General features: G+C 39.4%; 24 protein-coding genes, 2 tRNA genes, 3 rRNA genes and 2 pseudogenes. 21 read left to right on the plus strand and 10 right to left on the minus strand.

What is annotated here, in order from left to right; all coding sequences use genetic code 11:
• Positions 1–126 precede the first annotated feature (126 nt).
• The 8 genes from L3V46_RS08630 (at position 127) to L3V46_RS08665 (ending at position 8,741) form a co-directional block, all read left to right on the plus strand.
• A 16S ribosomal RNA gene (locus L3V46_RS08630) occupies positions 127–1,665 on the plus strand.
• Positions 1,666–1,724: 59 nt separating this feature from the next.
• Positions 1,725–1,801 (plus strand) — tRNA-Ile (locus L3V46_RS08635).
• A gap of 44 nt (positions 1,802–1,845) precedes the next feature.
• A tRNA-Ala gene (locus L3V46_RS08640) sits at positions 1,846–1,921 on the plus strand.
• 337 nt (positions 1,922–2,258) lie between these two features.
• Positions 2,259–5,149, plus strand: a 23S ribosomal RNA gene (locus L3V46_RS08645).
• 167 nt (positions 5,150–5,316) lie between these two features.
• Positions 5,317–5,431, plus strand: a 5S ribosomal RNA gene (gene rrf, locus L3V46_RS08650).
• The 16S, 23S and 5S rRNA genes sit together here with 2 tRNA genes alongside, the layout of an rRNA operon.
• 380 nt (positions 5,432–5,811) lie before the next feature.
• Entirely contained in the window at positions 5,812–6,204 is a 393-nt protein-coding gene (locus L3V46_RS08655; protein ID WP_239045443.1) for a DUF2007 domain-containing protein, read from the plus strand.
• Positions 6,205–6,682: 478 nt separating this feature from the next.
• Entirely contained in the window at positions 6,683–7,882 is a 1,200-nt protein-coding gene (locus L3V46_RS08660; RefSeq protein WP_239045444.1) for a hypothetical protein, read from the plus strand.
• A gap of 295 nt (positions 7,883–8,177) precedes the next feature.
• Complete coding sequence (locus L3V46_RS08665) at positions 8,178–8,741, plus strand: DUF4256 domain-containing protein (RefSeq protein ID WP_239045445.1); 564 nt, start codon at positions 8,178–8,180, stop codon at positions 8,739–8,741.
• A gap of 341 nt (positions 8,742–9,082) precedes the next feature.
• Here the strand turns inward: L3V46_RS08665 and L3V46_RS08670 are convergent, their stop codons facing one another.
• From L3V46_RS08670 to L3V46_RS08690, 5 genes are all read right to left on the minus strand, one after another.
• Positions 9,083–10,189: a porin gene (locus tag L3V46_RS08670; RefSeq protein ID WP_004822251.1), complete on the minus strand. Its 1,107-nt coding sequence runs from the start codon at positions 10,187–10,189 to the stop codon at positions 9,083–9,085.
• Between the two features lie 221 nt (positions 10,190–10,410).
• Positions 10,411–10,827: an HIT family protein gene (locus tag L3V46_RS08675; RefSeq protein WP_004719575.1), complete on the minus strand. Its 417-nt coding sequence runs from the start codon at positions 10,825–10,827 to the stop codon at positions 10,411–10,413.
• 28 nt (positions 10,828–10,855) lie between these two features.
• On the minus strand, positions 10,856–11,122 hold the full coding sequence (locus L3V46_RS08680; RefSeq protein ID WP_004719576.1) for a YARHG domain-containing protein: 267 nt from the start codon (positions 11,120–11,122) through the stop codon (positions 10,856–10,858).
• 81 nt (positions 11,123–11,203) lie between these two features.
• Entirely contained in the window at positions 11,204–12,076 is an 873-nt protein-coding gene (locus L3V46_RS08685) for an NAD(P)-dependent oxidoreductase (RefSeq protein WP_239045446.1), read from the minus strand.
• Between the two features lie 9 nt (positions 12,077–12,085).
• Positions 12,086–13,177 (minus strand): alpha/beta fold hydrolase, encoded by a 1,092-nt coding sequence (locus L3V46_RS08690; protein ID WP_239045447.1) that lies wholly within the window; start codon positions 13,175–13,177, stop codon positions 12,086–12,088.
• 141 nt (positions 13,178–13,318) lie between these two features.
• On the opposite strand from L3V46_RS08690, the gene L3V46_RS08695 reads away from it, so the two are divergent.
• The 11 genes and pseudogenes from L3V46_RS08695 (at position 13,319) to trpB (ending at position 22,574) form a co-directional block, all read left to right on the plus strand.
• The gene (locus L3V46_RS08695; protein ID WP_004822243.1) at positions 13,319–14,506 is read left to right on the plus strand and encodes an O-succinylhomoserine sulfhydrylase; all 1,188 of its coding nucleotides are present in this window, start codon (positions 13,319–13,321) and stop codon (positions 14,504–14,506) included.
• A gap of 112 nt (positions 14,507–14,618) precedes the next feature.
• A complete protein-coding gene (locus L3V46_RS08700) occupies positions 14,619–14,948 on the plus strand; it encodes a YbaB/EbfC family nucleoid-associated protein (protein ID WP_004719585.1) in 330 nt (109 codons plus the stop codon).
• A gap of 10 nt (positions 14,949–14,958) precedes the next feature.
• On the plus strand, positions 14,959–15,555 hold the full coding sequence (gene recR / locus L3V46_RS08705) for a recombination mediator RecR (RefSeq protein WP_004719588.1): 597 nt from the start codon (positions 14,959–14,961) through the stop codon (positions 15,553–15,555).
• Positions 15,556–15,902: 347 nt separating this feature from the next.
• A pseudogene (locus L3V46_RS08710) lies at positions 15,903–16,076 on the plus strand (ribonuclease D); the annotation flags it as partial.
• Between the two features lie 87 nt (positions 16,077–16,163).
• Positions 16,164–17,296 (plus strand): IS3 family transposase gene (locus L3V46_RS08715; protein WP_223235881.1). Its coding sequence is split into 2 segments (ribosomal slippage): positions 16,164–16,416 and positions 16,416–17,296, totalling 1,134 coding nucleotides; the frame shifts between segments, so codons are not numbered across the junction.
• Positions 17,297–17,356: 60 nt separating this feature from the next.
• Positions 17,357–18,331 (plus strand): annotated as a pseudogene (locus L3V46_RS08720) (HRDC domain-containing protein); the annotation flags it as partial.
• A 184-nt stretch (positions 18,332–18,515) separates the two neighbouring features.
• Positions 18,516–18,821, plus strand: coding sequence for a YcgL domain-containing protein (locus L3V46_RS08725; RefSeq protein ID WP_004822235.1), 306 nt, complete (start codon positions 18,516–18,518; stop codon positions 18,819–18,821).
• Positions 18,787–19,227 (plus strand): hypothetical protein, encoded by a 441-nt coding sequence (locus L3V46_RS08730; protein WP_042141307.1) that lies wholly within the window; start codon positions 18,787–18,789, stop codon positions 19,225–19,227. Before L3V46_RS08725 ends, L3V46_RS08730 begins: the two co-directional genes overlap by 35 nt.
• Positions 19,228–19,247: 20 nt before the next feature.
• Positions 19,248–20,099: a MoxR family ATPase gene (locus L3V46_RS08735; protein ID WP_004719598.1), complete on the plus strand. Its 852-nt coding sequence runs from the start codon at positions 19,248–19,250 to the stop codon at positions 20,097–20,099.
• 15 nt (positions 20,100–20,114) lie between these two features.
• Positions 20,115–21,302 (plus strand): VWA domain-containing protein, encoded by a 1,188-nt coding sequence (locus L3V46_RS08740; RefSeq protein WP_239045448.1) that lies wholly within the window; start codon positions 20,115–20,117, stop codon positions 21,300–21,302.
• A gap of 63 nt (positions 21,303–21,365) precedes the next feature.
• Positions 21,366–22,574: a tryptophan synthase subunit beta gene (gene trpB, locus L3V46_RS08745; RefSeq protein ID WP_034617271.1), complete on the plus strand. Its 1,209-nt coding sequence runs from the start codon at positions 21,366–21,368 to the stop codon at positions 22,572–22,574.
• Positions 22,575–22,635: 61 nt separating this feature from the next.
• On the opposite strand, the gene L3V46_RS08750 is transcribed toward trpB, so the two are convergent.
• The 5 genes from L3V46_RS08750 to L3V46_RS08770 form a co-directional block, all read right to left on the minus strand.
• Entirely contained in the window at positions 22,636–23,481 is an 846-nt protein-coding gene (locus L3V46_RS08750; protein ID WP_239045449.1) for an IS3 family transposase, read from the minus strand.
• The gene (locus L3V46_RS08755; protein ID WP_239045450.1) at positions 23,478–23,990 is read right to left on the minus strand and encodes a helix-turn-helix domain-containing protein; all 513 of its coding nucleotides are present in this window, start codon (positions 23,988–23,990) and stop codon (positions 23,478–23,480) included. Before L3V46_RS08755 ends, L3V46_RS08750 begins: the two co-directional genes overlap by 4 nt.
• A 273-nt stretch (positions 23,991–24,263) precedes the next feature.
• Complete coding sequence (locus L3V46_RS08760; protein ID WP_004822228.1) at positions 24,264–24,695, minus strand: CBS domain-containing protein; 432 nt, start codon at positions 24,693–24,695, stop codon at positions 24,264–24,266.
• A 147-nt stretch (positions 24,696–24,842) separates the two neighbouring features.
• Positions 24,843–25,220, minus strand: a complete 378-nt coding sequence (locus L3V46_RS08765) for a DUF2750 domain-containing protein (RefSeq protein ID WP_004719606.1) — start codon at positions 25,218–25,220, stop codon at positions 24,843–24,845.
• A gap of 178 nt (positions 25,221–25,398) precedes the next feature.
• A complete protein-coding gene (locus tag L3V46_RS08770; protein WP_004719607.1) occupies positions 25,399–25,632 on the minus strand; it encodes a hypothetical protein in 234 nt (77 codons plus the stop codon).
• A gap of 222 nt (positions 25,633–25,854) precedes the next feature.
• Between L3V46_RS08770 and L3V46_RS08775 the strand changes: the two genes are divergently transcribed.
• The gene (locus tag L3V46_RS08775) at positions 25,855–26,214 is read left to right on the plus strand and encodes a hypothetical protein (protein ID WP_004822225.1); all 360 of its coding nucleotides are present in this window, start codon (positions 25,855–25,857) and stop codon (positions 26,212–26,214) included.
• 245 nt (positions 26,215–26,459) lie between these two features.
• Positions 26,460–26,786, plus strand: coding sequence for a hypothetical protein (locus tag L3V46_RS08780; protein WP_239045451.1), 327 nt, complete (start codon positions 26,460–26,462; stop codon positions 26,784–26,786).
• Positions 26,787–26,790 lie beyond the last annotated feature (4 nt).

The following is a 26,790-nucleotide window of genomic DNA, read 5'->3' on the forward strand; positions in this document are numbered from 1 at the left end:
TTTTACTGATTGATTGATCGAAATATTATCATTGATTGATTGGTTTAAATTACTCGAAGTTTATTTGAGAGAATTTGTCAGTACATTGATGAGCCAGAATTGTGACCTTAAGTCACTAATGATTTTTAACTGAAGAGTTTGATCATGGCTCAGATTGAACGCTGGCGGCAGGCTTAACACATGCAAGTCGAGCGGGGGATGTTGCTTCGGTAACTGACCTAGCGGCGGACGGGTGAGTAATACTTAGGAATCTGCCTATTAATGGGGGACAACATCTCGAAAGGGATGCTAATACCGCATACGCCCTACGGGGGAAAGCAGGGGATCACTTGTGACCTTGCGTTAATAGATGAGCCTAAGTCGGATTAGCTAGTTGGTGGGGTAAAGGCCTACCAAGGCGACGATCTGTAGCGGGTCTGAGAGGATGATCCGCCACACTGGGACTGAGACACGGCCCAGACTCCTACGGGAGGCAGCAGTGGGGAATATTGGACAATGGGGGGAACCCTGATCCAGCCATGCCGCGTGTGTGAAGAAGGCCTTATGGTTGTAAAGCACTTTAAGCGAGGAGGAGGCTCTCTTGGTTAATACCCAAGAAGAGTGGACGTTACTCGCAGAATAAGCACCGGCTAACTCTGTGCCAGCAGCCGCGGTAATACAGAGGGTGCGAGCGTTAATCGGATTTACTGGGCGTAAAGCGTGCGTAGGCGGCTTTTTAAGTCGGATGTGAAATCCCCGAGCTTAACTTGGGAATTGCATTCGATACTGGGAAGCTAGAGTATGGGAGAGGATGGTAGAATTCCAGGTGTAGCGGTGAAATGCGTAGAGATCTGGAGGAATACCGATGGCGAAGGCAGCCATCTGGCCTAATACTGACGCTGAGGTACGAAAGCATGGGGAGCAAACAGGATTAGATACCCTGGTAGTCCATGCCGTAAACGATGTCTACTAGCCGTTGGGGCCTTTGAGGCTTTAGTGGCGCAGCTAACGCGATAAGTAGACCGCCTGGGGAGTACGGTCGCAAGACTAAAACTCAAATGAATTGACGGGGGCCCGCACAAGCGGTGGAGCATGTGGTTTAATTCGATGCAACGCGAAGAACCTTACCTGGTCTTGACATAGTAAGAACTTTCCAGAGATGGATTGGTGCCTTCGGGAACTTACATACAGGTGCTGCATGGCTGTCGTCAGCTCGTGTCGTGAGATGTTGGGTTAAGTCCCGCAACGAGCGCAACCCTTTTCCTTATTTGCCAGCACTTCGGGTGGGAACTTTAAGGATACTGCCAGTGACAAACTGGAGGAAGGCGGGGACGACGTCAAGTCATCATGGCCCTTACGACCAGGGCTACACACGTGCTACAATGGTCGGTACAAAGGGTTGCTACCTAGCGATAGGATGCTAATCTCAAAAAGCCGATCGTAGTCCGGATTGGAGTCTGCAACTCGACTCCATGAAGTCGGAATCGCTAGTAATCGCGGATCAGAATGCCGCGGTGAATACGTTCCCGGGCCTTGTACACACCGCCCGTCACACCATGGGAGTTTGTTGCACCAGAAGTAGGTAGTCTAACCGTAAGGAGGACGCTTACCACGGTGTGGCCGATGACTGGGGTGAAGTCGTAACAAGGTAGCCGTAGGGGAACCTGCGGCTGGATCACCTCCTTAACGAAAGATTGACGATTGGTAAGAATCCACAACAAGTTGTTCTTCATTGATGTATCTGAGGGTCTGTAGCTCAGTTGGTTAGAGCACACGCTTGATAAGCGTGGGGTCACAAGTTCAAGTCTTGTCAGACCCACCAAGTCTACTGAACACAGAAGAGCAGATATATTAAGATCTTAAGCTGGGGACTTAGCTTAGTTGGTAGAGCGCCTGCTTTGCACGCAGGAGGTCAACGGTTCGACTCCGTTAGTCTCCACCACTAATTAAAGACTAAGTGATTACAGAACTTAGTAAGCCGATAGCTTATTAAGTTCTGTGATTTATCACAGTTAACTACTCGCTGACGAGGCGGTAGTGAATCATTAACAGAATATATTTGAGTTGAAATAATTGTTTAAACTCGTTTTAGTTGATGTTAGCAAGTAATTGTTAATGTTGAATGAAATGAGCACTAGCGATAAAACTGAATCAAGCGTTTTGGTATATGAATTAAATTGAAGCTGTATAGTGATTAAATTCACAGGCAACAAATAGAAGTGATTAAGTTCACATTGTTGATCCTCCTTGTAGGGATTAACGACTGTTTGGGGTTGTATAGTCAAGTAATTAAGTGCATGTGGTGGATGCCTTGGCAGTCAGAGGCGATGAAAGACGTAATAGCCTGCGATAAGCTTCGGGGAGGCGGCAAATATCCTGTGATCCGGAGATTTCTGAATGGGGAAACCCACTTACCATAAGGTAGGTATCGCATGATGAATACATAGTCATGCGAGGCGAACGAGGGGAAGTGAAACATCTCAGTACCCTTAGGAAAAGAAATCAATTGAGATTCCCTCAGTAGCGGCGAGCGAACGGGGATCAGCCCATTAAGTTATATGTGTTTTAGCGGAAAGCTCTGGGAAGTGCTACCGTAGAGGGTGATAGTCCCGTACACGAAAGGGCACATATAATGATGACGAGTAGGGCGAGGCACGTGAAACCTTGTCTGAATATGGGGGGACCATCCTCCAAGGCTAAATACTCCTGACTGACCGATAGTGAACCAGTACCGTGAGGGAAAGGCGAAAAGAACCCCTGTGAGGGGAGTGAAATAGATCCTGAAACCGCATGCATACAAGCAGTGGGAGCCGACTTGTTCGGTGACTGCGTACCTTTTGTATAATGGGTCAGCGACTTATATTCAGTAGCAAGGTTAACCGTATAGGGGAGCCGTAGAGAAATCGAGTCTTAATAGGGCGTTTAGTTGCTGGGTATAGACCCGAAACCGGGTGATCTATCCATGAGCAGGTTGAAGGTTGGGTAACACTAACTGGAGGACCGAACCCACTGTCGTTGAAAAGCCAGGGGATGACTTGTGGATAGGGGTGAAAGGCTAATCAAACTCGGTGATAGCTGGTTCTCCCCGAAAGCTATTTAGGTAGCGCCTCGGACGAATACCATAGGGGGTAGAGCACTGTTTCGGCTAGGGGGTCATCCCGACTTACCAAACCGATGCAAACTCCGAATACCTATGAGTACTATCCGGGAGACAGACTGCGGGTGCTAACGTCCGTAGTCAAGAGGAAAACAATCCAGACCGCCAGCTAAGGCCCCCAAATTATAGTTAAGTGGGAAACGATGTGGGAAGGCATAGACAGCTAGGAGGTTGGCTTAGAAGCAGCCACCCTTTAAAGAAAGCGTAATAGCTCACTAGTCGAGTCGGCCTGCGCGGAAGATGTAACGGGGCTAAAACTATATGCCGAAGCTGCGGATGTGCACTATGTGCACGTGGTAGGGGAGCGTTCTGTAAGCCGATGAAGGTGTATTGAGAAGTATGCTGGAGGTATCAGAAGTGCGAATGCTGACGTGAGTAACGACAAAACGGGTGAAAAACCCGTTCGCTGAAAGACCAAGGGTTCCAGTCCAACGTTAATCGGGGCTGGGTGAGTCGACCCCTAAGGCGAGGCCGAGAGGCGTAGTCGATGGGAAATTGGTTAATATTCCAATACTTCTGTGTAATGCGATGAGAGGACGGAGAAAGTTAAGTCAGCCTGGCGTTGGTTGTCCAGGTGAAAGGCAGTAGGCATGCATCTTAGGCAAATCCGGGGTGCTCTATGCTGAGAGCTGATAGCAAGCTAGTTTACTAGCGAAGTGGCTGATACTATGCTTCCAGGAAAAGTCTCTAAGCTTCAGTTACACAGGAATCGTACCCTAAACCGACACAGGTGGTCAGGTCGAGTAGACCAAAGCGCTTGAGAGAACTCTGCTGAAGGAACTAGGCAAAATGGTACCGTAACTTCGGGAGAAGGTACGCTGCTGACGGTGATAGGACTTGCTCCTTGAGCTATTGGCAGCCACAGAAACCAGGCCCCTGCAACTGTTTATTAAAAACATAGCACTCTGCAAACACGAAAGTGGACGTATAGGGTGTGATGCCTGCCCGGTGCTGGAAGGTTAATTGATGGGGTTAGCGTAAGCGAAGCTCTTGATCGAAGCCCCAGTAAACGGCGGCCGTAACTATAACGGTCCTAAGGTAGCGAAATTCCTTGTCGGGTAAGTTCCGACCTGCACGAATGGCATAATGATGGGGGCGCTGTCTCCAGCAGAGGCTCAGTGAAATCGAAATCGCCGTGAAGATGCGGTGTACCCGCGGCTAGACGGAAAGACCCCGTGAACCTTTACTGCAGCTTGACATTGAACTTTGATCTTACTTGTGTAGGATAGGTGGGAGGCTTTGAAGTAGTGACGCCAGTTGCTATGGAGCCATCCTTGAAATACCACCCTGGTAATATTGAGGTTCTAACTCTGTCCCGTTATCCGGGACGAGGACCATGTCTGGTGGGTAGTTTGACTGGGGCGGTCTCCTCCTAAAGAGTAACGGAGGAGTACGAAGGTGCGCTCAGCGTGGTCGGAAATCACGCGTAGAGTATAAAGGCAAAAGCGCGCTTAACTGCGAGACCCACAAGTCGAGCAGGTACGAAAGTAGGTCTTAGTGATCCGGTGGTTCTGTATGGAAGGGCCATCGCTCAACGGATAAAAGGTACTCTGGGGATAACAGGCTGATACCGCCCAAGAGTTCATATCGACGGCGGTGTTTGGCACCTCGATGTCGGCTCATCTCATCCTGGGGCTGAAGCAGGTCCCAAGGGTATGGCTGTTCGCCATTTAAAGAGGTACGCGAGCTGGGTTTAGAACGTCGTGAGACAGTTCGGTCCCTATCTACCGTGGGCGTTGGAAATTTGAGAGGATCTGCTCCTAGTACGAGAGGACCAGAGTGGACGAACCTCTGGTGTACCGGTTGTGACGCCAGTCGCATCGCCGGGTAGCTATGTTCGGAAGGGATAACCGCTGAAAGCATCTAAGCGGGAAGCCTACCTCAAGATAAGATTTCCCTAGGACTTTATGTCCTCTAAAGAGCCGTTGAAGACTACGACGTTGATAGGTTGGATGTGGAAGTGCGGTGACGCATGAAGCTGACCAATACTAATTGCTCGTGAGGCTTGACTATACAACACCCAAGCAGTTGTATATGAAGCATCATTTGATTCATAAAAGATCAAACATACTTGATTTAGTTGTAAAGCTAGTTAAACTATTCAACTCAAATGTTCTGTTAAACTCATTTGGTACGAAGTAAGGCATTTAAATAAGACCCGAACAAGTCCATAACAGTTTGCTGGCGACAATAGCAAGAGTGAACCACCTGATCCCTTCCCGAACTCAGAAGTGAAACCTCTTAGCGCTGATGGTAGTGTGGGGTTACCCATGTGAGAGTAAGTCATCGCCAGCTTTTAAATCTAAAACACCCCGATCTTTAACGAGAGCGGGGTGTTTTTTTATGCGTGGATAAAAATAATAAATAGTAAGAATAAGATATAAATTTTGCTGTTTCACTTCCTCATCAAAATATAGCAAAGTAGGATAGAGTTAAGACTAACTATAGTTATTGGTTATTTAGGCAGAATAGAAAGAAAAATGACATTTAACGGAAATAGATAAAATGCACTGCTTTAAAACCTATCTATCCTCCAACATATTTCCTTATTTTTATGAAATTTTCTTTCCTTCGTTATAACTTGAAAAATGGAAGCATCAACTGAATAAATTTATGCAATATACAGTGAAATGAATTGAGCTTAAAATCCATTTTTATTTCTGTTAGGTGTTCTTATGCAATGGGTGGTCGCTGAAACATATTCATTCCCTTACGAGGCTCAGATTGCCAAAACGCAATTAGAAGCAGCTGAAATTCCAGCACGTATTGAAAATGAACATACTATTAATATGGATTGGCTCTACTCTAATGCTTTGGGTGGTGTGCGACTGTTAGTTCCTGAAAGCTATGCAGAGGAGGCTAAAGCATTACTTGCCCAAGATTTTAGCCAAGAATTAGAGCAACAGTTTGGAGCAAGTGAAAGTTGCCCTCATTGTGGTAGTCGCGATATACAGCCATATACCGAAGGAAAACGTCCCGCTTATTTGGTTTTTCTATTGCTTGGTTTTCCGCTCTTTTTTTATAAAAATGGAACGAAGTGTAAACAGTGCCAACATTTTTGGCGTTAGTGCTCTATTGGAAAATCGGCAAGATATTTTAAATAAGCAAACTTTAGATCAAATAAATTACTTACTAGAAAATATCGTAAAATTTGATCAATAAAAGCAAAACATCATTCAAAAGGATTTTGAAGTTGAAGGGATAGTCAAAGACTATATGGATTTTCATATTAAAGAATTAGGCGATGATTTCTTAGAAAAAATTGGAATTTCTAATCCATCCACTGATTGTGGTCAAAATAGATCATCAAGGTTTTAGATCATCTAAGTATCTAAGTATCTAAGTATCTAAGTATCTAAGTATCTAAGTTGGGAAAGTTGAAATATAGAGCTAAATCTAACATGTTCATATTTTGCTAAAATGAAACAAAGGCTAAGCTTTTAGCTTGATATATTCTGTGTTGAGTTTATATGCTTATTTGCACAAGTATAAGTAGTTAATATTTGCTGAAAGCTAAATAATACAATTTACAAATAATGGATCAACATGGATAGAAATACTCCCATTTATGTTTCTTTAACAGGTACAAATAGCCATCAGATAAAAATTCCAGCTGGGCAAGGAAGCTTCTCAATTGGTCGAATCGGAATGGACAAGAAAAAGTTTGATGTTCTTGTTGAAGAAAATGCTGTAATCAATTGGGACGCTTTTAATACTTTGTATACGCCAAATGGTCAACAAAATGCGCATTTGCATCCTTATGGAGATTGGCCAAGATTTTTTTATTATTGGGGAAATGATCAGGGGTTTATTGAATGGTCGAAGAAAAGAGTGATAGAAGATTTTTCTTGGCGACCTACGCAAGCGATTTGTCTAGATTTAAGTCATGCTCAAATTCATAACTTTTCAATCAAAGCAGATGAACATCCAATCACATTAGTTTTAAATCATGCTGATGGTGAGAATAAGAAGGGGTTATATTCGCTTCATTTGGCTGGTCATATTGAGTATTTTGAAATTATTACCACAGCAGCATACCCCCATATGAGAATAGAGCCAACGACAAGCAAAGATCCAATGGTATCGGCATACCATCTTCCTGTTATGAAAAATTTAGCGGCAATAACTTCGTTAGATTTAGCTGTTAAACCTTTAGGTCAAGCTTTTGATTGTGAAAGCTTATTACAGTTTCCTAATTTAAAAAATCTAAACTTAACTGGGAATATAACCAATACAGCAAGTCTAAAACAACTTCAGCAACTTGAACGTATTGGAATACGCTATGCTGTAAATTTGGAAGGCTTTCCAGCTTTAAATACTTGGGAAAACTTAAGGTCCTTCATTGGATGGAATATTGATGAAAAAACAGGGAAAAGGTTAAATGCTGAATTAAAGCATTTAGTTAAAGAAAAACAATTGGATTATTCGTCGGTGTCTAAACTGAGGAGTTCAATATGGTTTACCACTGAATATGGAATTCCATTTGAAAATTGGGAAAGCAATAATGCAAAAATTGCGATCAAAGCATATAAATCTGCTTTAAAAGAAATCTCCAAGGCGAAGACAAAGCAAGATGTGAAAGGGGCAATTATTGAACTTGTTGAGATAATTAATACATTGCCCAATATTGAAACTGTTGAAAGGGAAGATACTGGTCTTGCTGTACTGCAACTGGTTGAAGCTTCAACATTCGATATAGATCAAGAAACAATGAATACTTGGTTTGATGAAATACGAGATTTTTAAAATATTCTGTTGTTAAGTAAAAAACGGCAAGATTTCTTACCATTTTTTAAAATTAGGATTAGAAGCTATATCCCGTATTTTACGATCGCCACGACGATTTTTCTGTCGTTGCAAAAATATATTCAGCTTTTAGTTGGATCGGTGTGGAAGGAATTGCATATGCAGAGGAATCTATTGAATTATCCGTGCCACACTATTTAATCAATCCACTTCAGTATGCCTAAAAAGCGGATTTGGTTGCGCTTGGCGGATAATGCTATGCTAGCAGAGGCTTAAAATCAGGCAGTAAAATAAAATGATAAAACAGCAAGAAACATTGAGTCCGTTGCAAGTTGAAAACCTATTTAAAACCTTAGCACAGCGTTTTCAGCAGCATACAGAACGACATGCACAAATGAGCTGGGATTTTGTTCAGAAACAACTTTTGCTTTGTCCTGAAAAGTTATGGGTTTTACAACAAATGGAAATGACTGGCGGTGAGCCTGATGTGGTTGTTTTACCGAACTCAGAAGGTGTGTATTTTTTTGATTGTGCAGTTGAGTCTCCAAAAGGACGGCGTAGTCTGTGTTATGACCGAGAGGCATTACTCAGTCGCAAGGATCATCCTCCTGAAGATACGGTGATCGACTGGGTAAATAAGCATGCCTTAGCACTAATGACTGAACAACAGTATTATGCTCTACAGCAAATATTCAATTTTGACTTAAAAACATCCAGCTGGGTCGAAACTCCAACGATATTACGTCAGCAAGGCGGGGCGATCTTTTGTGATCAGCGTTATGGGCGTACATTTACCTATCATAATGGTGCTGCCTCATATTATGCGAGCCGTGGGTTTCGAACCTATATCAAACTTTAACTGTTAAAAATTGACAGCGTGAAATCCTAAGATTCTGTCGAGCTTGTTTGTATTTTTGGTGTTTATATATAACTGCTGTTATATCCTACATATTGATATTTAAATTAATGATTTTCAGTTTTGGTTTGGGGAGCTGTATGCCTATCCAAGCACGACATTCATGTTGCTAAACGAAAGATCTGTCATAGATGATGAAATGATATGTACGCTATTTATAAAAGCGCTAAATTTATATGATGGTTACTCAGCAAATGAATATGTATTTTATAAAATGAGCTTTTGAATTATTGAGTCGAAAAAAAACGGCAAGATCACTTGCCGTTTTTTATTAAAGGTTCGGATTAGAAGTTATATTCCATACCTAAGCCAATAACAGTTTTCTTTTTCTCTGGTGTAGATGTAGTTGACCAATCACGCTTTTGTTGACCAACAACACCGTAGAAGCGAGCTTGCTTGTTGATGTTGTAATCAGCGCCAATCCCGTAAAGGTCTTGTTTACGATCATCACGGCCATCTAGTTCTGTCGTTGCAGAAATATATTCAGCTTTTAGCTTAATCGGTGTAGAAGGAATTGCATATGCAGCAGTGATGCCATAAGCATTTTCTTTCAAGCCTTTGAATGATGTTACTGTAGTACCAGAAGTGGTTGCAACAGTATCATCAGACGGTTTAGCAGTTTGCCATAATGCACCAAATACTAAGCCATCAAGACCCGCAGGTTTCAAGTCTACAGAACCTGTAACACGGATTGCGTCAGAGTAGATTGTGTTGCTACCTAATTCAGAGTTATATGCATTATATTTAGATGCAACACCGAAGTTACCTGCAACAGCAGCAGCAAAACCGTAGTCTTTGTTGTCATAAGTAAGTGATGTAGAGATACCATCACCGAAACTATCACGGCTACCTTTTTGACCTTTAGCATCATTTTTTAAAGCAGATGATTCTTCACCTTGCTGGAACATGATGTTGAAAGCTAAACCAGCCAATAATTTTTTATCAGTTTCAAAACCGATCACGTTTTTTAAACGATCTTCACCAACTAAAATCGCAGTCATATCGAGTTCGTTGTGATCGTTGAAGATATCTTGGTTGTTACCAGCAGCATTTTTGAAATATGAATCAAACTGACCAACTTTTAACGTTGCGATACCGTCTGATTTAATCCCCACGAAACGGTTACGGTTAGTGAAAGCATCGCCATCACCATCAGCACTGATTTGCCATTCTGCCAAGTAAACAGCAGACAATTTATCTGTTAATTTCTCTTCGCCTTTAACACCAATACGAGAAGCGTTAGAGTTTACTTTAGTTACGCTTTCGTCTTTAAAGCCATTCTTATCAATTTGATCTAAAGTTACGTTGAATTTACCATACAATGTTGGCGCTGCTTGAGCTGCGCTTATGCTAAGGGTGGCGATTGCTGCAGCGAGTAGCACTTTTTTCATTGAGATTTCTCCAAAACATGTTCAATGGGTTTGCAGTTACTTTTTTTATTCAGTAAGTGTGGGTTTGTGCACTACTTACTAACTTGCATGCAGTATCTGTAAACTTTGTTACATATCAGTGAAGAAAAAATGACAATTTAATGACGCGGATTTAACATTTGTGTAATTTGAATAAAAAAATGAGGCTTGATTAGCCCCATTGATTCTAAAAAGGTTTTTAATTAAGCCAGTGCAGCCTTAATTTTTTCAGCAAACCCTTTAATTTTTTCCTGATCGCCCATTTGAATAGCATGACGACCTAATTCATGCACCGAGCTCGGAATCAAATGAAAGTGTACATGAGGTACAGTTTGTCCAGCAGCAGCTCCAGAAAGTTGCATCAATACAATACCTTGAGCATCCAAAGCTGTTTCAATTGCTTGTGCTATTTTTTGCACAATCTTGATTGTATAAGCTGCAATTTCAGGATCTAAGTCGAGCAATGTCACAGCTGGAGTCTTCGGAATAATCAGGGTATGCCCATCGGCTTGCGGCATGATATCCATAAATGCAAGCACATGATCATCTTCATAAACTTTAATTGCAGGAAGTTCACCACGTAAAATTCGTGCAAATATATTCTGATCATCATAAGCCATGTTTATTTCCTTGAAGGTATGAATGTGATTATTTACAGTTCAATTCTTTCTGACGTTCCTTGATAGAGTCAAGTTTTTGCTGCTCTTTTTCAGAAAATTTAGGCTTACTTGTATAACAATTGTCATTATTATATTTTGCTTTTGCTTCAGGATCTTTAAAACAGAACCCTTTTGATGCATAAATGACATTGTAATCATCTTGCAATTTTTTACATTCTTGGGTGTTATCAGCAAAAGCGTGACTAGCGACTAAAATAGATAAACTAGAAAGTGTAGCAATTACATATTTATTCATGATACGACCTCGAAATTGACATATTTACATGTCACTTAATGTGATTATAAGGTTTAGTTGTGATTATTCAATGACGAAAAATTAATCTAATGTAATTTTGCTCCATGATTCATACATTTTTACCGCGGTAGAAAAATCGCTATCAGGCTCTGAAAGACTATTGGCTGCGGTAATTAAGCTTTGTGTTAAACCAAGAATAGGTGCTGATAATCTTGCATCACGAACTAAATCAATGGCAATACCTGTATCTTTTGCCAATAAGGGTAAAGCAAAGGTCAGTGGAAAGCTACGATTGAGGATACGTTGCGGTAGTGCAGTTTCAGTCACACCACTTTTACCACTGGATGCATTGATACAATCAAGCGCTTCATTTAAATCTACCCCATGTGCTTTCAGCGTGGTAAATCCTTCAGCGGCAGCACATAAATGAACCGCCATCATCATATTATTTACAGCTTTTACAGCAAAGCCTGCACCTGAGTCACCAACACGTTTAATTAATTTACCCATCGCTTGCATTGCAGGTAGGGCAATTTGAAACGCTTCTGCCGCACCGCCGACCATAAAGGTCAGTGTTGCATTTTCAGCGCCAATGGTTTGACCACTTACAGGTGCATCTAAGAAGTGAATATTATTTTTGAGCAGATACTCAGATTGTTTACGCGCAGCATCAGGTACACCACTGGTACAGTCGACCCAAATCGCGCCATTTTTGATCTTTAAATCTTGGATTAAATCATCGATATCTTGACTGGTTGGTAAACATGAAAAAATAATATCAGCTTGCACCGCTTGATCGAGTTCGACAGCTTGAGTACCAAACTCAGTTGCATGTTGCTTGGCCTTTGCAAAATTTCGATTCCACACATATACGGTATCAAAATGTTTGGGTAAATGTGCTGCCATACGATAGCCCATTGCGCCTAAACCAATAAATGCAACTGTAGTCTTCATATCTATCTCTTAAATTTTTGTCGATCTTTGTTCTAACCATCTGGACAGTGTAGGCCAAAATTCATCTGCACTTTTTTGACTAGACATTAGCCCTAAATGTCCCCCAGGAATAAGAGTAAACGTGACATCACTACTCTTTGTCAATTCGCTTAAAGGCTTAACTGCATCTGCGGTGACCATTTGATCATTTTTTCCAGCCCCAATCATCAATGAACAGTCGATATTGCGAAGTTCAATTTTGTGGTTACTGAGCTGAATTGCCCCATTTTTCAGTGGATTTTGCAGCCAAACATTAAATAACATGTCTTGATTGACACCACCGGGGTAATCCACCATGTGATTTAAAAAATTTCCAAGGGTAGCGTGTTCATGTAAGAGCTCTTTGTCGTCTAAATTTAGCAACAATTGTTTATGTCCCTCATACCAACCCTTTGGATCTAAAATCTTAAAGCCAATGGCATTGAGTAAACCTGGGGTATGGATCAGTTTTTTCGGTAAACCACCTTTATATAAAGTATCTTTCAGTTTTTGATTCTTTATAATCAGATTATTTATTTTTTGATAAAGTTTACCGATACCGCCCGATGCATAACTGTCAATTGGGCTGGCCAGTATAATTAAGTTTTTAACATAATTGGGTTGACGTAATGCCGTGTAAAGTAATACAAAAATGCCGGCCATGCTCCAGCCATGCAATGAGATTTGCTCACTTTGAGCATGTACTCGGATTTTATTAATGCATAGCGGCATAGCTTCATCAATAAAATATAAAAAGTTTAAGTTGCGATCTTGATAACTGAGTTTTCCCCAGTCCAATAAATACACATCATAGCCTTGTTCGGTAAAATATTTGATAAGTGAACGATAAGGGTAGAGGTCGTAAATTGCCATATTGATCGACAATGGTGCTGTAAAAACCAAAGGTTCCTTAAATTTTTTTTCAGCAGCTGCGTAGTAACGCACTTTGGTTTGATGATGCTCCGCAATAATTTCATAAGGGGTACTTTGAGATAAAACCAATGACTTACCATTGAAGATACGTGTGGTTAGATTCTTCAATTTGGATTTGCGCTGTTGGAACTTAGCTGATACTTGTGTCATAAGCGGTGATTGTCTCATTTTTATGCAGATTTAAGCGAAGTGTATGTGATAATTTACGATTTTACCTTGACCTTAAATACATAGGGCGCTCAAAATGTTGGCAATATTTTACAAAGGCAGTTTTTGGACTGAGTAGTTGAAATGAGCCAGCACGACGACATTGAATACCAACTTGATACTTTAGCGATTCGTACAGGTCATACACGCAGTTTTGAAGGTGAACATAGTGAGCCAATTTTCCTCACTTCGTCATTTGTGTATGAAAATGCAGCGGAAGCAGCAGCAAAATTCTCTGGTGCTGAACCAGGTAATATTTATTCACGTTTTACCAATCCAACTGTAGCAATGTTTGAAACGCGTTTAGCTGCACTAGAAGGTGGTGAACGCGCTGTGGCAACAAGTTCGGGTATGGCTGCAATCATGGCCGTTGCAATGTCGTTCTTAAAGGCAGGCGATCATGTGATTTGTTCACGTGCTGTTTTTGGTTCTACAGTTTCATTATTTGAAAAATATGTCGCTAAATTTAATGTCGCAGTGACTTTTGTTGATTTAACTGATTTAACTGCTTGGCAAGACGCGGTTCGTCCTGAAACTCGATTACTGTTTGTTGAGTCACCATCAAATCCCTTGGCTGAAGTCGCAGATATTCAAGCATTATCAGATTTAGCACATGCAAATGATGCTTTATTGGCGATTGATAATAGTTTTTGCACACCAATTTTACAGCGTCCATTGCAATTTGGCGCAGATTTAGTGATTTACTCTGCCACCAAATATCTAGATGGACAAGGTCGTGCATTGGGTGGTGCTGTGGTCGGTAGTCACAAATTACTTGAAGAAGTATTTGGTTATGTTCGTACCACTGGTCCATCGATGAGCCCATTCAATGCATGGGTCTTTTTAAAAGGTTTAGAAACCTTAAGACTGCGTATGAAAGCGCATTCTGAAAGTGCACAAAAAATTGCCGAGTGGTTGGTTGCTCATCCAAAAGTGGAAAAGGTTTATTTTGCTGGCTTAGCAGATCATGTTGGGCATGAGTTAGCAGCCAAACAACAAACTGGTTTTGGTGGAATCGTTTCTTTTGAAGTGAAAGGTGAACGAGAAGGTGCTTGGAAAGTTATTGACCATACACAATTTATCTCGATTACAGGTAATTTAGGTGATGCTAAGTCAACAATTACCCATCCAGCAACAACGACTCATGGTAAGCTTTCTCCTGAAGCAAAAGCAGCAGCGGGTATTCGTGAAGGTTTAATCCGTTTGTCTGTTGGCTTAGAAGATGTCGATGATATTATCCGTGACCTTTCTCATGGATTAGATTTAATTTAAGATAAGCAAAATTTGCAAAAGAGTTTCTTTCATTTTCTTCTAGGCTTTTAAAAAACTAGTCATGAAAGTGCAAGACAGAGATTTAATTTAGGACTTTTGTTCGGAGTATTTTATGAACATTAATATGCTTATGCAGCAAGCGCAACGTATGCAGAAAGATATGGAAAGCAACGTTAAAAAGGCAAAAGAACAACTTGCCCAAACTGAAGTGAATGCTGAAGCTGGTGGCGGTTTGGTAAAAGTAACAATGACTTGCCGTAATGTTGTTAAGCGTATCGAAATCAGTCCAGATTTGTTACAAGACGATCCAGATATGATTGAAGACTTGATTGCAGCAGCAATGAATGACGCGGCTCGCCAAGCTGAAGTCATTACAGAAGCGAAGATGAAAGAAGCCAATTCAGGTATGGGTTTACCACCAGGTCTTTCAGGTTTGTTCTAAGGAATCATAGGTGTTTAGCGACCGTTTTGATCAACTCGTACAAGCTTTACGAATCTTACCCAGTGTTGGGCCGAAATCGGCTCAACGTATGGCACTCCATCTGATCATGAAAAATAAAGAAGGTGCTATTGGTTTGGCGCATGCGCTAAATGAAGCAACTTCCTATATTCATGAGTGTAGTGTTTGTCATTCTTTAACTGAAAATGAAGTCTGTGATATTTGCTGCTCAAATGATCGGGATGATCAGCTGCTTTGTGTGGTTGAGTCTCCTGCAGATGTAATGGCAATAGAACAGTCTGGTAGCTTTAGAGGCAAATATCATGTATTGGGTGGGCATTTGTCGCCTTTAGATGGTATTGGTCCTGAAGAAATAGGTATTCCATATTTAGTGCAGCGTTTAACCGATGGTAAAATTACTGAAGTAATTTTAGCCACCAATGCAACAGTAGAAGGGCAAGCGACTGCGCATTATCTTGTAGAAGCGACAAAACATTTGTCTTTGCAAATGACACGAATCGCACAAGGTGTTCCACAAGGTGGTGAATTGGAATATGTGGATAGTCATACATTGAGTCAGGCTGTTCATAATCGCATGAGAATGAAATAGCGATCTTAGACTTGGTACCATTTAGAGTTTGTTGAGCTTGGGTGTTTAGCGCAAATGCGATAACGATTAAAAGATCAACAAACTCTGTCTCATTTAAAAATTATTTACATTCAATCTAAATTTTTTAGGTAAACTCAAGCTAAAGCAATGATTAGCCATGTTATTTATTACTTTAAAATATACTTTTATTAAGTTGTAAAACCTATATATAAAATAAATATTCACAAGAAACTTTATTGAAAAATAAGGTGTTTACGGAGAATTAGTTTAAAAATATTATATTTAAATTTTATATATTAAGGTAAAATCATATTTCATTTGAATGTAACATTTTGACTTAAACTGACATGTTTCAATTTATTAATCAACAGACCGATCTCGAACATGTGTTGAACTTGATGCAACATACCTCGACTTATGGTCTAGACACTGAATTTATTAAAGTCGACACACTTTGGCCAAAACTCGGTGTATTCCAAATTAATGTCAATGGTCAAGTATTTTTGCTCGACGGCACAACAGAGGTGGATCAGGAAATTTGAACAACACTTATAAGTGATATTTTGCTCCCCAAATGATGTTATAAACATCAATATATGGAGTATTTTATGGCACGTAGACCAAGAAGAAATCATTCAAATGATTTTAAAGCTAAGGTAGCACTTGCTGCGATTAAAGCAGAAAAAACACTTGCTGAATTGAGTGCTGAATTTGATGTTCATCAAAACCAAATTATCGACTGGAAAAATCAACTGATTTCAGCTTCCTCGCAAGCTTTCGATCAATCAAAAGCTCCAACAGAACCACCCATCGATCTAAAAAAACTACATGCAAAAATCGGTGAGCAGGCATTAGAAATTGATTTTTTAGAAGGTGTGTTGAAGAAACTGGGCCGCTTCAACCACAAAAGTTAATCGATGACTCACTTCAGATTTCAGTATCTAAGCAAGCTCAGCTGCTGAAAGTCTCCCGTGGTTGTTATTACTATCGCCCAAAACCTGTGAGTGCATCAGATCTGAAGCTGATGCGGTGTATGGATGAGTTACATATGCAATACCCTTTTGCAGGTAGCCGTATGATGCGTGATTTGTTGAATCGTCAAGGACATCATATAGGACGACGTCATACACGTACTTTAATGAAGAAAATGGGCATTAATGCGTTATATTGCAAACCAAATTTAAGCCAGGCTAATCAAGCTCACCGCAAATATCCATATCTGCTCAAAGGATTGGCTATTCAGCGCAGTAATCAAGTGTGGTCTACGGATATAACGTATATCCCTATGGCAAAAGGCTTTGTTTATTTATGTGCTGTGATTGATTGGCATAGCCGCAAGGTACTTGCGCATAGAGTATCGATTAGTATGGAGGTTACATTTTGCATAGAAACATTAAATGAAGCTATTGAAAAATATGGTCGACCTGAAATATTTAATACAGACCAAGGCAGTCAGTTTACCAGTGATGCATTTATTGATGTATTGAAATCAAATGGCATTCAAATCAGTATGGATGGTAAAGGTCGATGGGTTGATAATGTGATGGTTGAACGATTATGGCGGAGCGTTAAATATGAAGAGGTGTATCTCAAAGCCTACAGCAATGTTTTGGATGCGAAGAAGCAATTAAACGCATATTTTGAATTTTATAATTTGAAACGACCTCATTCGAGTCTGGACAAAATGACTCCAGATGAGTTTTACTATGACCAGCTACCACAACAAAATAAGGTAGCTTAACTAGAGCAGAGTATCACTTATAAATAAGCTTTTAGTTGTTCAAACATGTGGGACCACCTCTCAACCTTAAATTTAGATCGCTTTTGGTTTCAACTTTTTCAAGCACAGCAAAATATTTTTCATGCTTGTGGAGAAGATATTGATCTCATTTATCATTATGCAGATCAGAAAAATCTGAAAAATGTCTTCGATACCCAAGTGGGGTTGTCTTTTTTAGGACATGGTCTACAGGTCAGTTATCAAAATGCATTGAAATTGGTGTTAGAGATTGATATTGATAAAGATCAAACACGTTCAGATTGGCTGGCTCGACCGTTAACAGATGAACAAATGAATTATGCAGCCAATGATGTTTTATACATTATGCGTCTGGCTGAAAAAGTAAAAGCAGAATTGGTCGAGAAAAGCTTATACTCACATGTGCTTGAAGATTGTCAAAATTTAACCTTTGAAATTGCTTCAGAAACACCAAAAGAAAAATTATATTGTGATATTGGTAATTATCGTCATTCCAGAAAACAATTGATGCAATTGCAACAATTAAGTGTTTGGCGTGAAGAAATGGTCAAAGCACTCAATCAACCACGGAGCTTTATTCTAAAAAATGCCACGATGATTGATTTGGTTGAAGTCAATCCTAAAAATAATTTTCAATTGTCCTCTGTGAAGGGAATACGTCCAAATATTGTGCGTGAACATGGAAAAACAATTTTAGATTTATTGAAGTTTCTGCCTGAAACCGATGAGTGGCCACTGCGTATTGCACGACCAATTAAGCATTCTTCTCAGGGAATCACCCTTGAAGTGGATGAGTTAATTTCTCAGGTTTCATTTGAAATGCAAGTACCTAAAGAAGTACTTATGCGTAAAAAATGGTTAAATGCCTTGTATCATCATGTGGTATTTCATGGCAATGAACAGGATTTACCCGGTTATTTGTTGGGGTGGCGCTATGAATTACTTACCCAGCCACTTATCCATCTGTTACAAGAAGATATTAAGTTTTTAAGTATGCAGATGAAGGTCAATGAATAGCGGCTGTTGCTGCCGTTGTTTAGATGAATAATCATCAATAGCCAAGAAAGCTTACTGCGTTATTGTTGATCAAAGATTTAGCAATTGGACATAAATAACGACTGATGCGTTAACTTTCGATAATGTATCCGTCGTTTTTTTCATGTATGCTGTCAACTAAGTTTTACTGAAGCTGTTGTTTAAAATGCATTGTGATATTTATAAATCGAGCAAAAAAGATGAAATGTATCTTTATGTGGCTCGTCCAAATCATCCAAATACAGACGAAAGTGCAGATCCCTTAGCGGCTCTTTCTGAGCCACTACGTGTTGCCTTTGGTCGTGCAACGCATGTAATGCATCTTGAACTGAGCGAAGCTCGACCATTGGCACGTGTAAATGTGTTACATGTAATCGATTCACTCAATACAAAAGGCTTCTTTATTCAAATGCCGCCAGAAGGTTTAATTAACCCAAATGCGGTTGAACCAGAGGGATTACGTGGTGCTTGATCAGTTATCAGGAATATGGGCAAATTTTTTAGATCTATTTGATGCTATCCCAGAAGATAATATCGCAATAACCGTCTATATTCTTGGGACGCTGTTGATTTTATGGTGCTGGTATTCGATTTCAAAACGATTGCCATCGCCACTTGGCGGTATTACATGGATCATTGTATTTGCCGTTCTTGCAACCCCGACCATTTCTGAAGGACCAAACTCAGCGATTGCGCCAGCAATATTTGGACTGTTATTTGGAATTCTGACCAAGGATTCACCATTGATTTGGTCAAATCTTGCCTTAATTACTTTTGTCATGGGTATTGGTTTAGTCATTGGATTTTTTTGGTCTAAATACAAAACCACGAAAAATACCCAAGCAAGCGCTGTAGCAAAAAATATTTCACCACTTTAAATAAAAAATAAAGGTAAGTTATGTCTGTCGATTCTCAACAATTCACAGGTACTGAACAGTATATTGCAACGGATAGTTTAAAACTGGCTGTAAAAGCAGCTCGAGCATTGCAAAAGCCATTATTGGTGAAAGGCGAACCTGGTACAGGCAAAACCTTATTGGCTGAACAAGTTGCTGAGAGTCTAGGTCTTAAATTAATTACTTGGCACATTAAATCTACAACCAAAGCACAGCAAGGTTTGTATGAATATGATGCAGTTTCTCGTTTACGTGATAGCCAGTTGGGCGATGACCGTGTTTACGATATTAAAAACTACATCAAACCAGGTAAGTTGTGGGATGCATTTACCAGCGAAGAACGCTGTGTATTGTTGATTGATGAAATAGACAAAGCAGATATTGAATTTCCAAATGACTTGCTACATGAATTAGACAAAATGTCATTTTTTGTCTATGAAACAGGCGAAACAATTACTGCAACCCAACGTCCAATCGTAATCATTACTTCAAATAATGAAAAAGAACTGCCAGATGCATTTTTACGTCGTTGTTTTTTCCATTATATTGAATTTCCTGATGAAGCAACGATGCGTGAAATTATCGCAGTTCATTTTCCAAATATCTCTGGAACATTGGTTTCAGAAGCATTACAAGTCTTCTTTAAATTACGTCAAGTGCCTGGCTTAAAAAAACCACCTTCAACATCTGAATTGATTGACTGGTTAAGCTTGTTAATGGCAGATGATATGCCAGAAGACATTTTGCGTAATCATGATAAATCAAAAGCGATTCCACCTTTATATGGTGCATTGATTAAAAATGAGCAAGATGTACAGTTGCTTGAACGCTTAGCCTTTATGTCACGTCGTTAATGAGGAGATCGCAACATGTTTGTGCGATTATTTTATACCCTCAGAAAATATGGTGTTCCAGTTTCAACACGAGAACTCATTGATCTCAACCAAGCAATTAGTGAAGGCTTGGTTTTTGCCGATCAAGATGATTTTTATCAATTAGTAAAGACAGTCATGGTCAAAGATGAACGCTTCTTTGACAAATTTGACCGTGCTATGAAAGATTATTTTGAAGGTATTCATACTTTTGATATCGATGATCTGCTCAGCAAAGTTCAAAAACTTCCCAAAGACTGGTTTGATTTAGAGTTACTTGAAAAACATCTCACACCTGAACAACGTGCTGAATTGCTGAAAGCAGGTTCGCTTGAAGAACTGATGAAGATGTTGGAAGAACGCTTGCGTGAACAACATAAAAAGCATCAAGGTGGCAACCGAATGGTCGGCACAGGTGGAACTTCACCGTTTGGTGCTTTTGGTGACCATCCTGAAGGCGTGAGAATTGGTGGCCCAAGTCGTAAAAATTCAGCAGTAAAAGTTTGGGAACAGCGTAAGTATCAAAATTTGGATGATGAACAAATTTTAGGTACTCGACAAATGCAAATGGCTTTACGTCGTTTACGTAAGTTTGCTCGTCAAGGTGCTGCAGAAGAATTAGACATTAACAGTACCATTTATGAAACTGCCAAACAGGGCATTTTAGATGTACAAATGGTGCCTGAACGGCGTAATCGTATTAAAGTTTTGATGTTGTTTGATGTAGGTGGGTCGATGGATTCGCACATTGCACAATGTGAAAAATTGTTTAGTGCGGCAAAAACTGAATTTAAAACCTTAGAGTATTTCTATTTCCATAACTGTCTATATGACTATGTGTGGAAAGATAATCATCGTCGTTCTTCTACCCGAATGAATACATGGGATTTATTTAATACCTATGGTAAAGACTATCGTGTAATTGTGGTGGGTGATGCAAGTATGGCACCTTATGAGCTGAAATCGGTCGGTGGCTCTGTTGAATATATGAATGATGAAGCAGGAGACGTATGGTTACGCCGCTTACGCAATCATTTTGAAAAAACAGCATGGTTAAATCCAGAAGAGCAAGGTTATTGGCATTACACACAAACCATCGCATTAATTAAACAATTATTTGACGATCATATGTTTCCAATGACCCTTAAAGGTATTGAGGATATCACGAAATATTTGTCACGATAGATTATTCGAAAGCAAAGTTGTTATTCATAAATTCAACGGCTGATTTATTAAATAGGGAAAGAAATGGATCATCAAATAAATGGTATTGCATTACCAAATGAACAAGGCTTTTTTGGTGAATATGGTGGTCAATTTATTCCACCTCATTTAAAAGAAGCAATGGATGAAATCAATGTCGCATATGAGGAAATTCGTAAAACGCCTGAATTTCAAAATGAATTGGCTGATTTATTTGCCAATTATGTAGGTCGCCCTAGTCCTTTATTCCATGCAAGACGCCTTTCTGATCAATTGGGTGGCGCACAAATCTATTTAAAGCGTGAAGACTTAAATCATACAGGCGCACATAAAATTAACCATTGTTTGGGCGAAGCTTTGCTTGCCAAATATATGGGAAAAACCAAAGTGATTGCAGAAACAGGTGCTGGTCAACATGGCGTTGCACTTGCAACCGCATGTGCTTTGGTTGGTATTCCATGTGAAATTCATATGGGGCAGGTGGATATTGAAAAAGAGCATCCCAATGTTGTGAAAATGAAGATTTTGGGTGCAAAACTGGTTTCAGTCACTCAAGGTACTGCAACACTGAAAGATGCTGTAGATAGCGCATTTGAAGAGTATTTAAAAGACCCTAAAAACTTTATTTATGCGATTGGTTCTGTGGTTGGGCCGCATCCTTTCCCAAAAATGGTACGTGATTTCCAATCTATTATCGGCAATGAAATTAAAGTTCAAACCCAAGATCGCTTTGGCGCACAACCAGATTATGTGGTTGCGTGTGTAGGCGGTGGCTCAAATGCAATTGGCGCATTCACGGCATTTTTAAATGATGCAGAGGTTAAACTGGTTGGTGTGGAACCTGCAGGTCATGGTCTGGATACTCAACAGCATTCAGCAACATTGACTTTAGGAAAGCCAAGTCAGATTCATGGTATGGCTTGTTATGTACTAGAAGATGAACAGGGCGCGCCATTGCCTGTGCACTCGATTGCATCTGGTTTGGATTATCCGGGTGTAGGCCCTCAACATAGCTTCTTAAAAGATTTAGGCCGTGTGGAATATTCAACAGCAACTGATCAAGAGTGTTTAGATGCGTTTATGACCCTTTCACGCGTAGAAGGGATTGTTCCTGCATTAGAAAGCTCTCATGCTGTGGCGTGGGCAATTCGTGAAGCGCCTAAATTAGCGAAAGAAATCAAAATTGTTGTAAACCTTTCAGGGCGTGGTGATAAAGATGCCGACTATGTTGCTGAAAAGTTAAATCTAAACTGATAAAAAATTGATTTGATTTAAAAACCTAGCTTTGTGAACTGAACCCCAAATCCTGGACAGTTTAGTTAACACTGGATTGAGTTCTGAATTGAACAGGGCTCAATCCTTTTAGTTTAATTTGTATTCTCTCATGGTTATAGTAATGGATGTAATCATGAATTTGTTGCTCTAAGACCTCAATGTTTTCTGGTTTCTCTAGATAAATCGTCTCTGATTTTAATGTACCAAAGAAACTCTCCATCAAAGCATTGTCCCAACAATTCCCTTTTCTACTCATACTTTGCTTAATCTTATTCGCTTTAAGCGTACTCCTAAATTGGCTCATTTGATAATGCCAACCTTGATCTGAATGAAGCATAAGCTTGTGTTTTCGTGAGTTTGGTAAATGACTTATGGCTTGATCAAGCATATCTTTAACAAGTTGAAATACTGGACGTCTTGAAAGTGTATAGCTCACAATCTCATTGTTATAGCAGTCTAAGATCGGAGATAAATATAACTTCGTATCAGCAACTTTAAATTCGGTTATATCTGTCAGCCAACGCTTATTGGGTCGCTTCGCTTCAAAGTTACGTTTGAGTTTATTTTTGACTATTTTATTGGATGTACCTTTGTAAGCATTGTACTTTTTACGCCGAATCAGTGAAATTAAACCAAAGCCTCTCATCAACCTAGCAATCAATTTATGGTTATGATGAAGACCTTGTTGCTTCAAGGCTAAAGTGATTCGTCTATAACCATATCTACCTTTATGCTCATCATAAATTTGGCAAATCCGTTGCTTGAGTTCTGCATATTTATCTACGGCATTTAGCTTGGCTTTATGATAGTAGAAACTACTCCTCGATAACTCAGCAATATCTAAAAGCAATGGCAAAGCAAACTCAGTACTCATCTGATCAATCAACCTTGCTTGTTGTCCTTTTTGGGTGGATTCAGCAAGGCGTCGAGCTTTTTTAAGTAGGCATTCTCAGCACGTAAATAGAGTAGTTCCCGTTGAAGTTCAGCAGTTGTTTTTTCATGATCTGGTTTATCAACAATATATTTATGTTTATTTTTAGACATGGATACTCTTCCTTTAGACTTTGGTTCTAGTCCAAGCATACCATCGGTTTGATAGATTTTACGCCATACACTGATCAAACTCGGGGAAGAAATACCAAAACGAAGAGCAGTATTAGATAAACTTAATCGCTCATTCTGCATAGTTTTTAATACGTAATATTTAAATTCAGCTGTATAAATTGTCTTATTCTGTTTTGGCTTTATTGCATCAATTCCACCTAAATCGAATTGAGCCAACCATTTAGAGACATCCTTATCACTAATCGAAAAATGCTTGGCTGTTGATAAGCTAGAATGACCTTGAGCATAATAAGCAATGACTGCTTGTTTAAACTTTAAATCGTATTTCATAAAAATACCCTATAAGTTGTGTCCAACTTATAGGGTTCAGTTCATTTGGCTAGGTTTTTTTATTTTATCGTTAAATTTGAAATTCAGCCTTAGCTTTCGTTTAATGAACTCGATTGTTTTATCCCCATGATAAATAAAGACATGCAACTCAAAGCAGGTGATTATTTCTATTATCTTGAAATTTAAAATGGTTTTACATGCAAGCTGAGATGCCAATTTTCTATACACAATAAAAAACCCTCCACATGGAGGGTTAGATTTTTATAATGTCATTTAACCTGAAATATACTGTCTTAACTGTTCAATCAATTTTCGTTGATCTTCCATGGTGGCTTTGACTAAATCGCCAATAGAAACAAATCCAACTAGCGTTTCACCTTCAATCACAGGTAAATGGCGTAAGTGTCCGTCAGTCATTAAATTTAAACATTCTTCAACCGTATGGCCACGTGTCACAGAAATCACTCTAGACGTCATAATTTCAGCGACCGTTGTATGGTCAGAGGTACGCTGCATAAGGGCAATTTTACGCGTATAGTCGCGTTCTGAGAGGATTCCGACGACCTTTGTATCTTGAGTGACAACCACAGCACCAATACCTTTGTTTGCCATAAGTGTAATGGCTTCTAATACTGTGGCAGAGGGTGAAATCGTATAAATTTCACGACCAATCTTATCTTGGATTACTTGTGCTACTGTCGTCATAATTATTCTTCCTTTTCTAGGGTGCTTACCAATCTGCACACCTTTAACTTAACTGTATTTTTTAACTTTGCAAATACTTTGCAGTCATAAAAATATAAAGTTTATTTTTTACAACAATTTTAAACCGCTAAAAATATATCTTCGCCTTTAAGCCGGTTGAAATTGAACATGACTATGGAAAAAGAAATGTTCCATTTGAGAAGTTGAGAGTTTAAATTTTCGAGATGAAGAATTAAACAATGCAGGCATGATATTGAGCCGTGTTAATGTAGGTAACAGCGATTCTCTAAAATCTTTAGGTGTTATTCTGCGAGGGGTGTAGTGAGGCCAATGAATCTTTGCATACTGATGGGCTTGAACAGCGTTTAGCCAAAAAGGAAAATAAACTTCATTTGAACCAGACTTCATTGCCCAGCCATCGTGGTAAAGTCCCCAAAGTACACCACAATACATGAGTGATTTTAAAATAGAAATTTTAATAAACAATTCATTCGAAATGGGTTGAAGATGAATATACTTTTTCATAATTAACAATCTTATTTAGTACATTGCCTATTGTAGTTGAAATTCTTATAAGAACTGTTGGTGCTTTATGCTCAATCGTAAGCATTTATTAAAACAATAAAAAATGTATTGAAAGCGTAATGATTTATTAAAAATAAAAAGAATAGGGTTAAAAAAACGCCACCTAGGTGACGTTTTATTATGCTTGCATGGTTGCCATCTTTTGCCAATATTGGGCTTTTAGAGAATCACGTTCAACGCGGAAACCTTGGTAGTAAAGTTCTGCAAGAAACATTGCCGCTTTACCATGACCCGCTTTCGCCGCATCTTCTAATGCTTTTACCGCTTCTACAAAGTTCATTTCACACTGGATTGTATTTACAGCATCTGCATAAACATGTTCTAAGTCTTGGTGAGAGATTTGATGAATCATATATAACTCCTTATTGTAATTATGATCTTTTAACATAGCTCCCCAACGGAGCTTATACTTAACTAATCTAACTTAACTTTATTAAACTAATATTACAATTAGCCTTGTTTGTCAAGCGATTTGAAATCTATGCTTGACGAAGATAAGATTACATGATTAAACATTAATCAGAAATAATATTTATTAAAATCAATATGAGAATTAAGACAAAGGGAGAGCAAAATGACAAACACTATAGATGGCTTTATTTTTGATGTACCCGCTGCTGAGTCTCAGATCGTAGAATTAGCTCAGTATCACCGTAAACAACTGGATGAGGCAATTTATCATCAAGAAATCCATCTTGGGGATTATTGTTTAGCCCAGCGTAAACGCGTGTACGATTATACCCGAAACTTAAATCCAGTGCAAAAAGCAGGCTTTTATCGAATCTATGATGGTGAATTAAGGCGTCTTGCTGATGATGATGATTTGCATCCTGCACATGCAGAGGGGGGAGTAAGTATCTTTGCTGTCAGTATTGCATTGGCAATAATCGCGATTATTTTATATTTCGCATTCTTACGTGCAACGATCCTTTAATTGGCACGATATAGAAATGATTCACGCGTTGTTTAACTTGGCTCAGGCCCTTTTCTTGAATAAGAGAACAGGGCTTTAAATCTCATATCGATAGGCGATGATATCTATGGGGAGATTATTTAAGCACTGTCGTTCTCGCAATTTTGATCTTAAAGATCATCTTACAACCGATCTTCAGCTGTCTTGAAGAAAGCCCTATATTTTTATGGTCAGGATGATAAACTATCTGTAATTAGAGGTAGTTCATGCAAAAATTCAAAGATTATTTTCAAAAATTATTCTATTCATTTCCTGTGGAAAAAATCTTGAATTCTTTTGTTGTTGTGATCATCGCACTGATGATTTTTCTTGCAACATTGGCTTTAACACGGCCAGTTAATCCAGATCAATACAAATATGTGATGCAATATTCACAACAAGCCGCCAATCCTAAGACGCAAAAAATTGCCAATCAATTGCGCCGCCAAGATCGTATTTATGTGGTTGAGTATTTACGCCTACTACGTGCCTATCATTTTGAAAATCAACAAGTAAAACGATATCCTGCGGTGGATAGTAAAGATCCGCAATAACTGA

The sequence above is a fragment of the Acinetobacter sp. AG3 genome (genome assembly GCF_022343575.1).
Taxonomy (GTDB): domain Bacteria; phylum Pseudomonadota; class Gammaproteobacteria; order Pseudomonadales; family Moraxellaceae; genus Acinetobacter; species Acinetobacter guillouiae.

Coding starts and splice junctions, on each gene's coding strand:
- L3V46_RS08655 (WP_239045443.1), top strand. CDS start 5,812: ATGCAATGGGTGGTCGCTGAAACATATTCATTCCCTTACGAGGCTCAG.
- L3V46_RS08660 (WP_239045444.1), top strand. CDS start 6,683: ATGGATAGAAATACTCCCATTTATGTTTCTTTAACAGGTACAAATAGC.
- L3V46_RS08665 (WP_239045445.1), top strand. CDS start 8,178: ATGATAAAACAGCAAGAAACATTGAGTCCGTTGCAAGTTGAAAACCTA.
- L3V46_RS08670 (WP_004822251.1), bottom strand. CDS start 10,189: ATGAAAAAAGTGCTACTCGCTGCAGCAATCGCCACCCTTAGCATAAGC.
- L3V46_RS08675 (WP_004719575.1), bottom strand. CDS start 10,827: ATGGCTTATGATGATCAGAATATATTTGCACGAATTTTACGTGGTGAA.
- L3V46_RS08680 (WP_004719576.1), bottom strand. CDS start 11,122: ATGAATAAATATGTAATTGCTACACTTTCTAGTTTATCTATTTTAGTC.
- L3V46_RS08685 (WP_239045446.1), bottom strand. CDS start 12,076: ATGAAGACTACAGTTGCATTTATTGGTTTAGGCGCAATGGGCTATCGT.
- L3V46_RS08690 (WP_239045447.1), bottom strand. CDS start 13,177: ATGACACAAGTATCAGCTAAGTTCCAACAGCGCAAATCCAAATTGAAG.
- L3V46_RS08695 (WP_004822243.1), top strand. CDS start 13,319: ATGAGCCAGCACGACGACATTGAATACCAACTTGATACTTTAGCGATT.
- L3V46_RS08700 (WP_004719585.1), top strand. CDS start 14,619: ATGAACATTAATATGCTTATGCAGCAAGCGCAACGTATGCAGAAAGAT.
- L3V46_RS08725 (WP_004822235.1), top strand. CDS start 18,516: ATGCATTGTGATATTTATAAATCGAGCAAAAAAGATGAAATGTATCTT.
- L3V46_RS08730 (WP_042141307.1), top strand. CDS start 18,787: ATGCGGTTGAACCAGAGGGATTACGTGGTGCTTGATCAGTTATCAGGA.
- L3V46_RS08735 (WP_004719598.1), top strand. CDS start 19,248: ATGTCTGTCGATTCTCAACAATTCACAGGTACTGAACAGTATATTGCA.
- L3V46_RS08740 (WP_239045448.1), top strand. CDS start 20,115: ATGTTTGTGCGATTATTTTATACCCTCAGAAAATATGGTGTTCCAGTT.
- trpB (WP_034617271.1), top strand. CDS start 21,366: ATGGATCATCAAATAAATGGTATTGCATTACCAAATGAACAAGGCTTT.
- L3V46_RS08755 (WP_239045450.1), bottom strand. CDS start 23,990: ATGAAATACGATTTAAAGTTTAAACAAGCAGTCATTGCTTATTATGCT.
- L3V46_RS08760 (WP_004822228.1), bottom strand. CDS start 24,695: ATGACGACAGTAGCACAAGTAATCCAAGATAAGATTGGTCGTGAAATT.
- L3V46_RS08765 (WP_004719606.1), bottom strand. CDS start 25,220: ATGAAAAAGTATATTCATCTTCAACCCATTTCGAATGAATTGTTTATT.
- L3V46_RS08770 (WP_004719607.1), bottom strand. CDS start 25,632: ATGATTCATCAAATCTCTCACCAAGACTTAGAACATGTTTATGCAGAT.
- L3V46_RS08775 (WP_004822225.1), top strand. CDS start 25,855: ATGACAAACACTATAGATGGCTTTATTTTTGATGTACCCGCTGCTGAG.
- L3V46_RS08780 (WP_239045451.1), top strand. CDS start 26,460: ATGCAAAAATTCAAAGATTATTTTCAAAAATTATTCTATTCATTTCCT.